Raw genomic sequence first — 11,912 nt, forward strand, 5'->3', positions numbered from 1 at the left:
TTCATACGCCTCTGCAAAGTTGTTGCGACTTGCCGCAGAATATTTTCTAAAATTAAGAAAAGTCTAAAATGTTTAAATAAGCAACAGTGAGGGAATATAAAACAACCAGGGCCGGAAATAAAGCCCTGGGTGGGTTTCAGCGGAGGAAAAGATTAGATGTGGGTAACAATTTCTTTAATCAGCGGCGGACCTTTAAAAATAAATCCGGAATAGATCTGCACCAGCGATGCTCCGGCGGCTATCTTTTCTCGCGCAGCAATCACCGAATCAATACCGCCCACGCCGATGATAGGCAAACGACCATTCAGCTCAGCGGAGAGCATACGGATAATTTCAGTGCTCTTTAATTGTAATGGACGACCGCTAAGCCCACCGGTCTCATCGCAATGTTTCATTCCCTGAACCAGAGAACGATCGAGGGTGGTATTGGTTGCAATTACCCCATCAATATTATGACGCACGAGGCTATCGGCAACCTGGATCAATTCCTCTGGTAAAAGATCCGGCGCGATCTTCACGGCGACCGGAACATATTTCTGATGCTTTTGCTGCAGCTCAAGCTGCTTATTTTTAATACCGGAGAGTAAATCATCGAGCGCTTCACCGTATTGCAGCGTACGCAGCCCCGGGGTATTCGGTGAGGAGATATTAATGGCGATATACCCGGCGTAAGGATAGACTTTTTCCATACAAATCAGGTAATCATCTTTACCGTGCTCCACCGGCGTATCTTTATTTTTGCCGATATTGATGCCCAGCACGCCGTCAAAATGCGCCTTTTTCACGTTCTCAACCAGGTTATCAACGCCATGGTTATTAAAGCCCATGCGGTTGATCAACCCCTCGGCATCCACCAGACGGAAGATCCTCGGTTTATCGTTGCCCGGCTGCGGACGCGGGGTGACGGTGCCGATCTCAATCGAACCAAAACCCATCGCGCCCAGCGCGTCAATGCATTCCCCATTTTTATCCAGCCCGGCCGCCAGACCCAGCGGATTTTTAAAGGTCAGCCCCATGCAGGTAACGGGCCTGGCCGGTACCTTCTGGCGAACCAGCATTTCCAGCGGCGTCCCGGTGACACGGCGTAATTGTTGAAAGGTAACTTCATGAGCGCGCTCAGGATCGAGCTGAAAAAGGGCTTTACGAACGAAGGGGTAGTACATGAACTCTCCTGGATTCCCGGTGTGCAAACCGGGGGCGTATTATGTGCGATCCGCAGCTGAAAGGGAATTGACCTGCGACAAAAAATCACCCATCAGCGCAAACGATTACCTCTCCCCGCGCCGTTATGCGCTTTTCGGCTATCTAACGGTGGATAAATCATTTAGGGAAATAATGGTGCTCTGTCACACTCACTGCAAATGTTATCAATTATAGATAAATGCAAACATTTAGTTATAAGGAGAGAGAGATGCGCGTCATTACGCTTGCGGGCAGCCCGCGTTACCCTTCCCGTTCCAGCGCCCTGCTGGAATATGCCAGAGAGACGCTCACCGCCGCCGATATCGAAGTCTGCCACTGGCATCTGCAGAACTTTGCCCCGGAAGACCTCCTGTACGCTCGCTTTGACAACCCGGCGCTACAAACGCTCAATGAGCAACTGTCCGGGGCCGACGGTCTGATTATCGCCACGCCGGTGTATAAAGCCTCGTTTTCCGGCGCCCTGAAAACCCTGCTCGATCTGCTTCCTGAGCGCGCGCTGGAGGGCAAAATCGTGCTACCGCTGGCCACTGGCGGCACCATCGCCCACATGCTGGCGGTGGACTACGCTCTGAAACCCGTCCTGAATGCCCTGAAGGCCCAGGAGATCCTCCATGGCGTCTTCGCCGATGACAGCCAGGTCACGGATTACCAGCATAAGCCGCAGTTCACCCCTAACCTGCAGCGGCGCCTGGATGAGTCCCTGGAGACCTTCTGGCAGGCGCTGCATCGTCCCAGCAGCCGCGCCCCGTCGTTAACGTCTCTGCGTGGGGTGGAACATGTTTAATCCTCTCCGCGCGCTGACCCTCGGCGGACTGCTGTTGTTCTCCGCGCTGGGCCACGCCGCCCCGGCGGCGCCCGATGCCCTGCGCATTGGTTATCAGAAAGGCAGCGTCAGCATGGTGCTGGCGAAGAGCCATCAGCTGCTGGAGCAGCGCTATCCGGGCACCCATATCTCGTGGATTGAATTCCCGGCCGGTCCGCAGATGCTGGAGGCGCTGAACGTCGGCAGCATTGACATCGGCAGTACTGGCGACATTCCGCCTATCTTTGCTCAGGCGGCGGGCGCCGATCTGGTCTATATCGGTTCGGAGCCGCCCAAGCCCAAAGCGGAAGTCATCCTGGTGGCGCAAGGCAGTCCTATTCACAACGTTGCCGAATTAAAAGGGAAAAAGGTCGCTTTCCAGAAAGGTTCCAGCTCCCACAATCTGCTGCTGCGCGCCCTGCAGCTGGCGGGCCTGAAATTTAGCGATATTCAGCCGGTTTACCTTGCCCCCGCCGATGCGCGCGCCGCCTTCCAGCAGGGTAATGTCGACGCCTGGGCCATCTGGGATCCGTACTACTCCGCCGCGCTGCTGCAGGGCGGCGCACGGGTACTTACTGACGGAACCGATCTGAAACAGACGGGATCGTTCTATCTTGCTTCCCGACCCTACGCTGAACGCAATGGCGCTTTCATTGAAGGCGTACTCGATACCTTTACTCAGGCCGATGCCCTGACCCATAGCCAGCGCGCGCAAAGCATTACGCTGCTGGCGAAAACGATGGGATTACCGGAAGCGGTGATCGCCAGCTATCTGGACCATCGTCCCCCCACCTCAGTAACCCCGGTGAGCGCCGAAACCGCCGCTCGCCAGCAGCAGACGGCCGACCTGTTCTATGAGAACAAGCTGGTGCCGAAAAAAGTTGATATCCGGGCCCGTATCTGGCAGCCCGCCGCCGCACAAGGAGCGAAATCATGAGTCTGAATATGTTCTGGTTTTTACCGACCCATGGTGATGGTCGTTATCTGGGCACCGAAGAGGGCGCCCGTCCGGTCGATTACGGCTATCTGCAGCAAATCGCGCAGACGGCGGATCGGCTGGGGTTCACCGGCGTGCTGATCCCGACCGGACGCTCATGTGAAGATGCCTGGCTGGTTGCGGCCTCGATGATCCCGGTGACGCAGCGGCTGAAATTTCTTGTCGCCCTCAGGCCTAGCGTGGTGTCGCCGACGGTAGCCGCCCGCCAGGCGGCGACCCTGGACCGACTGTCAAACGGCCGGGCGCTGTTCAATCTGGTCACCGGCAGCGATCCCGCCGAGCTGGCCGGCGACGGCGTCTTCCTCGACCACACCGAGCGCTATGAGGCCTCAGCTGAATTTACCCACATCTGGCGCAAGCTGATGGAGGGAGAAACCGTCACCTTTAACGGCAAGCATCAGCGCGTTCGCGACGCTAAGCTGCTGTTCCCGCCGCTCCAGCAGCCCCGTCCACCGCTCTATTTCGGCGGATCGTCTGACGTCGCGCAGGATCTGGCCGCCGAGCAGGTCGATCTCTATCTCACCTGGGGTGAACCGCCGAAGCAGGTGGCAGAGAAGATTGCTCAGGTCCGGGAGAAAGCGGCCCGGCATGGGCGCCGGGTGCGTTTTGGCATCCGTCTGCACGTGATCGTGCGGGAAACCAACGAGGAAGCCTGGCAGGCGGCGGACAGCCTTATCTCCCACCTTGATGATGAAACGATCGCCCGCGCCCAGGCGGCCTTCGCCAGAACCGACTCCGTCGGTCAACAGCGAATGGCGGCGCTGCACAACGGTCGACGCGATCAGCTCGAGATCAGCCCCAACCTGTGGGCCGGCGTCGGCTTAGCGCGCGGCGGCGCCGGTACTGCGCTGGTGGGCGATGCCGCCACCGTTGCCGAACGAATCAATGAATACGCTGCGCTGGGTATTGATAGCTTTATCTTCTCCGGCTATCCGCATCTGGAAGAGGCGTATCGGGTCGGCGAGCTGTTGTTCCCCCTGCTCGACGTCGCCGTGCCGTCTATCCCGCAGCCGCAAAACCTGCGCCTGCAGGGGGAAGCGGTCGCCAACGAGTTTATCCCGCGTAAAGTGGCGCAAAGCTGAGGAGACACTGATGGCAAAATCAACCCATCCCCTGTTGTTACGCCTCGCCCCCTGGCTGCTGCCGGTGGGGACGGTCATTGTCTGGCAGCTGGCCTCGTCCGTCGGCTGGCTCTCGACGCGGGTGCTTCCCTCGCCGGAGGGGGTATTGAAAGCGTTCTGGACGCTCTCGGCCAGCGGTGAGCTGTGGCAGCATCTGGCCATCAGCTCGTGGCGGGCGCTGGTCGGCTTCGCCATCGGCGGCTCCATCGGGCTGGTGCTCGGCCTGATTAGCGGCCTGTCACGCTGGGGCGAGCGCCTGCTGGACACCTCGATCCAGATGCTGCGCAATGTGCCGCATCTGGCGCTGATCCCGCTGGTGATTTTATGGTTCGGCATCGACGAGACCGCCAAGATCTTCCTTGTGTCGCTGGGCACTCTGTTCCCGATCTATATCAACACCTGGCACGGGATCCGTAATATCGACCGTGGGCTGGTAGAGATGGCGCGCAGCTATGGTTTATCCGGCTTCGCGCTGTTCCGTCACGTGATTTTACCCGGCGCCCTGCCCTCAATTATGGTCGGCGTGCGTTTCGCTCTTGGCCTGATGTGGCTGACGCTTATTGTCGCTGAAACCATCTCGGCGAATGCCGGTATCGGTTATCTGGCGATGAATGCGCGTGAATTTCTACAAACCGACGTGGTGGTGGTCGCCATCATTCTTTACGCCATCCTTGGCAAACTGGCCGATGTCTGCGCCCAGCTGCTGGAACGGCTCTGGCTGCGCTGGAACCCGGCGTATCATCTTCAGGAGGCTAACGCATGAACACTGCCCGTCTGACCCCAGGTATCCCGCTGCTGCTGAACGGGGTGACGAAACGCTATGGCGATAACACTATTCTTAACGAGCTGGATCTGCATATTCCCAGCGGCCAGTTTGTGGCGGTGGTGGGCCGCAGCGGCGGCGGCAAGAGTACCCTGCTGCGCCTGCTGGCGGGTCTGGAAAAACCGAACGCTGGCGAGCTGCTGGCGGGCGCGACACCCCTGGCGGCGATCCAGGACGACACCCGGATGATGTTTCAGGATGCGCGCCTGCTGCCGTGGAAAACGGTGATTGATAACGTCGGGCTGGGGTTAAAAGGCGCCTGGCGCGACGCCGCCCTACAGGCATTGGCCAGCGTCGGACTCGAGAGCCGTGCGCAGGAGTGGCCGGCGGCGCTGTCAGGTGGGCAAAAGCAGCGCGTTGCGCTGGCCCGCGCGCTGATCCATCGCCCGCGCCTGCTGCTGCTGGACGAGCCGCTGGGAGCGCTGGACGCCCTCACCCGTCTGGAGATGCAGGAGCTGATCGTCTCTCTGTGGCAGGAGCATGGTTTTACGGTCCTGCTGGTGACGCACGACGTCAGTGAAGCGGTGGCCATGGCCGACCGGGTGCTGTTAATTGAAGAGAAGAAAATTGGCCTCGATTTGAACGTGGATATTCCGCGACCGCGGCGCACCGGGTCGGCGAAGCTGGCCGAGCTGGAGGCAGAGGTGCTGGATCGGGTGATGAAACGCGGCGACAGCGAGCGTGCGCCGCGTTTGTTTAGTCATGGCTAACTAACGTCCCCGGCCCGCGCTTCGCTCGGCCGGGCTACCAAATCGCACAGCGCTGTAGCCCCGGTAAGCGAGAGCGCAACCGGGGATTTTGCCACCGTTACGCCAGCGCCTTACTGATTTTCTCGAACAGATCGCCGGAGAGATTCTCCAGCCCCTTCAACTGCTCCAGCGCAGCGCGCATCAGCGCCTGTCGCTTCTCATCATAACGCTTCAGACGAATCAACGGCTCAATCAGTCGCGACGCCACCTGCGGGTTGCGCTGGTTAAGTTCGGTCAGCATCTCCACCAGGAACTGGTAGCCGCTGCCGTCTTCAGCATGGAACGCCGCCGGGTTGCTGCTGGCGAAAGCACCGATTAACGACCGCACACGGTTCGGGTTGCTCATGCTGAATGAACGGTGATTCAGCAGACCACGCACTGTTTCCACCACATTGGCCGCCGGGCTGGTGGACTGCAGGATAAACCACTTATCCATCACCAGACCGTCCTGATGCCATTTATCGTCATACTCCTGCATCAGCGCATCGCGGCTCGGCAGCTCGGCGGCAACCGCTGCCGACAGGGCGGCCAGCGCGTCGGTCATGTTATCCGCCTGGTGATACTGCGCCGACACCAGCTTATCGCCCAGCGTTGGCTCCGCAAACGCCAGATAGCGCAGGCAGGTATTGCGCAGGGCACGCTTACCAATATCGGCGTGCTCCACACGGTAGCTGTCGAGTTTATTGGCGTGATAAACAGCGAGGAATTCGTCCGCCAGTTCGTTCGCCAGAGTGCGGGTGAGCGCTTCGCGCACGGTGGCGATGGCGATCGGATCGATAATGGCGAACATCTCGGCGATTTCGTTGGCCGACGGCAGGGTTAAGATCTCGGCGGCCAGCGCCGGGTCAATCTTCTCGTCCAGCAGGATGGCGCGGAAGGCGTCCGCCACATGCACCGGCAGCGACAGCGGCTGTCCCTGCTGATGACGGTTGACGTTCAGCTTGATGTAGGTCGCGAGCAGGCTCTGCGCCGCATCCCAGCGCGAGAAATCATTCCGCGCATGGCGCATCAGGAAGGTGAGCTGCTGATCGCTCCACTTATATTCCAGTTTCACTGGTGCTGAAAATTCGCACAGCAGCGCCGGCACCGGCTGGAAATAGACGTTATCGAAGACGAAAGTCTGCTCGGCCTGAGTTACATTGAGCACGGGGTGCAGCGGATGGCCGCCCTTCTGCAGGGGGATCACCTTGCCTTCGTTATCGTACAGCTCAATGGCAAACGGGATATGCAACGGCTGCTTCTCGGCCTGCTCGGCGGTCGGCGGCGTACGCTGGCTGATGGTCAGCGTGTACTGCTCGGTTTCCGGGTTGTAGTCGTCATGCACGGTGACGATTGGCGTACCGGACTGGCTGTACCAGCGGCGGAAGTGTGACAGATCGACGTTAGAGGCATCCTCCATCGCCTGGACGAAATCATCGCAGGTGGCGGCGCTGCCGTCATGGCGTTCAAAGTACAGCTGCATCCCTTTCTGGAAGTTTTCTTCACCCAGCAGGGTGTGCAACATGCGGATCACTTCGGCACCCTTTTCATAGACCGTCAGGGTGTAGAAGTTGTTCATCTCGATAACCATATCCGGACGGATCGGGTGCGCCATCGGGCTGGCGTCTTCGGCAAACTGTAGCCCGCGCATGGTGCGCACGTTGTTGATGCGGTTCACCGCCCGTGAGCCGAGGTCGGAACTGAACTCCTGATCGCGGAACACGGTCAGCCCCTCTTTTAGGCTGAGCTGGAACCAGTCACGACAGGTGACGCGGTTGCCGGTCCAGTTATGGAAATATTCATGACCAATCACGCGCTCAATATCAAGATAGTCTTTATCGGTGGCGGTATCGGTACGGGCCAGGACATATTTGGAGTTAAAGACGTTGAGTCCTTTGTTCTCCATCGCGCCCATATTAAAGAAGTCGACAGCGACAATCATATAGATGTCGAGGTCGTACTCGAGGCCAAAGCGCTCCTCATCCCATTTCATGGAATTTTTCAGCGAGGTCATTGCCCACGGCGCGCGGTCGAGATTGCCGCGATCGACGTACAGCTCCAGCGCCACTTCACGACCGGAGCGAGTGGTAAAGGTGTCACGCAGGACGTCAAAATCACCGGCCACCAGCGCAAACAGGTAGCACGGTTTCGGGAACGGATCCTGCCACTGTACCCAGTGACGGCCATTCTCCAGCTCTCCCTGCGCCATGCGGTTGCCGTTGGAGAGCAGGAACGGGTATTTCGCTTTGTCGGCGATGATTTTGGTGGTAAACCGCGCCAGCACGTCCGGGCGGTCCAGGTACCAGGTAATATGGCGGAAACCTTCCGCTTCGCACTGAGTACACAGCGCTTCGCCTGACTGATACAGGCCTTCCAGCGCGGTGTTTGCCGCCGGGCTGATCTCATTGACGATGGTCAGGGTGAAATGCTCCGGCAGACCGCCGATCACCAGCTGATTGTTTTCTTCTTTATAGTTACTCCACGGCTGGCCGTTCACTTGCAGCGCGATCAGGGTCAGATCTTCGCCGTCGAGGCGCAATGGCACATCAGACGCAGCCGCGTGGCGGGAGACCTTGCTCTCGGCCGTAACGACGGTTTTTGCGGCATCCAGGTCAAAGGTCAAATCGATATCGCTAATCAGATACTCCGGCGCACGATAGTCGTGGCGGTATTTGGCTTGGGGCTGTTGTGTCATAAAAAACCTTTCGCATCTTGGGTAAAGTGTCGTCCCAGTCTATTCCCGTTGTGTCAATCGCGCTATGCAGAATCTTCATCTTTTCAATGTGAAACACGAAAACCGCTACATTTTGTTAACACGCGCGGCACGAAATGCCCTCGACCCGACGCAAAGCTTGTGGTGTGATCCATGTTCAATATATTAAACTAGGCCTCGCAAATGACCGTCAGCGTCGCCATCGCTCGCCATCGCGGGACAGAGCCGGGTAATAAAGGTATACTCCGCCTCCTTTTTTCGCGTTGGTTTGGATGGAACGCTCCAGTGAGAGGATGCTACTGCGCACCATGACACAATTCACTTCTCCTGTACTGCACTCGCTGCTTGATACGGATGCCTACAAGCTGCACATGCAGCAGGCTGTCTTCCACCGCTACGGCGATGTGCATGTGGCGGCGGAGTTTCGCTGCCGCGGAGACGACCTTCTCGGCATTTATGCCGACGCGATCCGCGAGCAGGTGGAGTCCATGCGCGACCTGAGACTGCGGGATGATGAATATCACTGGTTGTCCACCCTTCCCTTTTTCCGCCAGGATTATCTCGACTGGCTGCGCGATTTTCGCTATGACCCGCGCCAGGTCACGGTCAGCAATGACAACGGCAAGCTGAACATTCGCCTTACCGGCCCGTGGCGTGAAGCCATCATGTGGGAAGTCCCGCTGCTGGCGGTGATAAGCGAGCTGGTCCATCGCTATCGTTCACCAGAAATGGGCGTCGATCAGGCGCTGAACACGCTGGAACATAAGCTAGGCGACTTCGCCAGCATGACCGCTGGCCTCGATATGCGCGCCTTCCGCCTGATGGACTTCGGCACCCGCCGTCGTTTTTCACGCGAAGTGCAAGAGGCCATTGTGCAACGTCTGCAGCAGGAGCCGTGGTTTGTCGGCACCAGCAATTACGATCTGGCTCGTCGTTTACATTTAACCCCGATGGGCACCCAGGCGCACGAATGGTTCCAGGCCCACCAGCAGATCAGCCCGAACCTCGCCAGCAGCCAGCGGGCGGCCCTTGCCGCCTGGCTGGAAGAGTATCCCGACCAGCTGGGCATCGCGCTGACCGACTGCATCACCATGGATGCGTTCCTGCGCGATTTTGGTCCGGAATTCGCTACCCGCTATCAGGGTTTGCGCCATGACTCCGGCGACCCGGTGGAATGGGGTGAAAAAGCCATCGCCCATTATCAGAAGCTGGGCATCGATCCGCTGAGCAAAGTGCTGGTCTTCTCCGATAATCTCGATCTCGCCAAAGCGGTCGATTTGTATCGCCACTTCGCCTCGCGGGTGAAATTGAGCTTTGGTATCGGCACCCGTTTAACCTGCGATCTGCCGCAGGTTAAACCGCTCAATATCGTGATTAAGCTGGTGGAATGTAACGGCAAACCGGTGGCGAAACTCTCCGACAGCCCGGGGAAAACCATCTGCCACGATAAGGCCTTCGTCCGCGCCCTGCGCGAGGCGTTCGACCTGCCGCCGATTAAAAAGGCGAGCTAATTCCCCTAAGGAGCCTTTCAGGCTCCTTTTTCTTTATTATTTATTGCCGAATTATCCGCTTATGATGCGAAATCTACTTGTCTGATGGAAGATGACAGGTAACATAGATATCCCCCCGCTGTAGGGGGAAGAGACTTTTTTATTGGACTACATAGAGAGATTATTATGAGCGTTGTGCCTGTAGCCGACGTACTCCAGGGCCGCGTTGCCGTTGACAGCGAAGTCACGGTCCGCGGATGGGTGCGTACCCGCCGAGATTCTAAAGCTGGCTTTTCATTCCTCGCCGTCTATGACGGTTCCTGCTTTGATCCTGTACAGGCCGTTATTAATAATTCTCTGCCCAATTACAATCAGGAAGTGCTGCGTCTGACCACCGGTTGCTCGGTGATTGTCACCGGTAAAGTCGTGGCTTCCCAGGGCCAGGGTCAAAGCTTTGAGATCCAGGCGACCAGCGTGGAAGTCACCGGCTGGGTGGAAGACCCGGACACCTACCCGATGGCGGCCAAGCGCCACAGCATCGAGTATCTGCGTGAAGTAGCGCACCTGCGTCCGCGCACCAACCTGATTGGCGCGGTAGCTCGCGTGCGTCATACCCTGGCGCAGGCGCTGCACCGATTCTTCGACGAACAGGGCTTCTTCTGGGTTTCCACCCCGCTGATCACCGCTTCCGATACCGAAGGCGCCGGCGAAATGTTCCGCGTGTCGACGCTGGATCTGGAAAACCTGCCGCGTAACGATCAGGGCAAAGTCGACTTCGATAAAGACTTCTTTGGTAAAGAGTCGTTCCTGACCGTATCCGGCCAGCTGAACGGCGAGACCTATGCCTGCGCACTGTCGAAAATCTACACCTTCGGCCCAACCTTCCGCGCCGAAAACTCCAACACCAGCCGCCACCTGGCGGAGTTCTGGATGCTGGAGCCGGAAGTCGCCTTCGCGAGCCTGAACGATGTTGCTGGTCTGGCGGAAGCGATGCTCAAGTACGTCTTTAAGGCGGTACTGGAAGAGCGTGCGGATGACATGCAGTTCTTCGCCGAGCGCGTAGACAAAGACGCTATCGACCGACTGCAGCGTTTCGTCTCCGCTGACTTTGCCCAGGTGGATTACACCGATGCCGTCACTATCCTGGAAAACTGCGGCAAGCAGTTTGAGAACCCGGTTTACTGGGGCGTGGATCTCTCCTCCGAGCACGAGCGTTATCTGGCCGAAGAGCACTTCAAAGCGCCGGTCGTGGTGAAAAACTACCCGAAAGACATTAAGGCCTTCTACATGCGCCTTAACGAAGACGGTAAAACCGTCGCGGCAATGGATGTCCTGGCGCCGGGTATCGGTGAGATCATCGGTGGTTCCCAGCGTGAAGAGCGTCTCGACGTGCTGGACGCACGTATGGCAGAGATGGGGCTCAACAAAGAAGACTACTGGTGGTATCGCGACCTGCGCCGCTACGGCACCGTACCGCACTCCGGCTTTGGTCTGGGCTTCGAACGTCTGATCGCTTACGTTACCGGCGTGCAGAACGTCCGCGATGTCATTCCGTTCCCGCGTACCCCGCGCAACGCGACATTCTAAATTTTTCTGACATAAACCTGAAAGGCCAGCGCAAGCTGGCCTTTTTTTATGTCAATTACTGTTAGCAAAATTCAACAAACTTAAACATCAAGACCTGGAAATCACATTTATGTTACGCACTGTTTCGGTGCACACCGGTGATGCAGATCGCACTTTATGTTCATATCAGAGCAAAACCCCTGATAAATTTGCTCATTTTTTAACCATTCGCCGCACGTCTTGCCAAGACAGAGGCTGAATAAAAAGAAGACGAATTCAACACATAAAATGAACGAATTGCCGCTTATCCAAATTAATCATAAATAATTCATATAGATAGATAAGCGATGGCGTTTTACCTCATCAGGTGGAACGGAATTTTGATTAAGTTCACAAAGTTCCCCAAAATACACATTTAGTTACATGATTTTTCGTTTTGTTACTCATATGAGATATTCGTAGCATTTTC

General features: G+C 57.4%; 9 protein-coding genes. 7 read left to right on the top strand and 2 right to left on the bottom strand.

From position 1 onward, the window contains the following. Positions 1-152 precede the first annotated feature (152 nt). Positions 153-1,163 (bottom strand): quinone-dependent dihydroorotate dehydrogenase, encoded by a 1,011-nt coding sequence (gene pyrD / locus FHW76_RS05310; RefSeq protein ID WP_002898303.1) that lies wholly within the window; start codon positions 1,161-1,163, stop codon positions 153-155. A 248-nt stretch (positions 1,164-1,411) separates the two neighbouring features. On the opposite strand from pyrD, the gene ssuE reads away from it, so the two are divergent. Genes ssuE through ssuB form a run of 5 tightly spaced genes read left to right on the top strand, consistent with a single transcriptional unit; the run spans position 1,412 to position 5,656 of the window. Then, on the top strand, positions 1,412-1,987 hold the full coding sequence (gene ssuE, locus FHW76_RS05315) for an NADPH-dependent FMN reductase (protein ID WP_022066081.1): 576 nt from the start codon (positions 1,412-1,414) through the stop codon (positions 1,985-1,987). Beyond that, positions 1,980-2,942, top strand: a complete 963-nt coding sequence (locus FHW76_RS05320) for a sulfonate ABC transporter substrate-binding protein (protein ID WP_012542306.1) — start codon at positions 1,980-1,982, stop codon at positions 2,940-2,942. Before ssuE ends, FHW76_RS05320 begins: the two co-directional genes overlap by 8 nt. After that, positions 2,939-4,084: an FMNH2-dependent alkanesulfonate monooxygenase gene (ssuD, locus tag FHW76_RS05325; protein ID WP_012968613.1), complete on the top strand. Its 1,146-nt coding sequence runs from the start codon at positions 2,939-2,941 to the stop codon at positions 4,082-4,084. Before FHW76_RS05320 ends, ssuD begins: the two co-directional genes overlap by 4 nt. A 10-nt stretch (positions 4,085-4,094) precedes the next feature. Then, positions 4,095-4,886 carry an aliphatic sulfonate ABC transporter permease SsuC gene (gene ssuC / locus FHW76_RS05330; protein ID WP_008805877.1) on the top strand — a complete coding sequence of 264 codons (792 nt, stop codon included), beginning with the start codon at positions 4,095-4,097 and terminating at the stop codon, positions 4,884-4,886. Next, entirely contained in the window at positions 4,883-5,656 is a 774-nt protein-coding gene (gene ssuB / locus FHW76_RS05335) for an aliphatic sulfonates ABC transporter ATP-binding protein (RefSeq protein WP_012542307.1), read from the top strand. Before ssuC ends, ssuB begins: the two co-directional genes overlap by 4 nt. Positions 5,657-5,753: 97 nt before the next feature. On the opposite strand, the gene pepN is transcribed toward ssuB, so the two are convergent. Beyond that, positions 5,754-8,369, bottom strand: a complete 2,616-nt coding sequence (pepN, locus tag FHW76_RS05340) for an aminopeptidase N (protein ID WP_060876108.1) — start codon at positions 8,367-8,369, stop codon at positions 5,754-5,756. Positions 8,370-8,695: 326 nt separating this feature from the next. On the opposite strand from pepN, the gene pncB reads away from it, so the two are divergent. Continuing rightward, on the top strand, positions 8,696-9,898 hold the full coding sequence (pncB, locus tag FHW76_RS05345; protein ID WP_032691145.1) for a nicotinate phosphoribosyltransferase: 1,203 nt from the start codon (positions 8,696-8,698) through the stop codon (positions 9,896-9,898). Positions 9,899-10,063: 165 nt separating this feature from the next. Next, positions 10,064-11,464 (top strand): asparagine--tRNA ligase, encoded by a 1,401-nt coding sequence (gene asnS, locus FHW76_RS05350; protein ID WP_012542310.1) that lies wholly within the window; start codon positions 10,064-10,066, stop codon positions 11,462-11,464. Positions 11,465-11,912: the final 448 nt, after the last annotated feature.

The organism is Klebsiella sp. RC2, from assembly GCF_014192815.1.
Classification (GTDB): domain Bacteria; phylum Pseudomonadota; class Gammaproteobacteria; order Enterobacterales; family Enterobacteriaceae; genus Klebsiella; species Klebsiella variicola.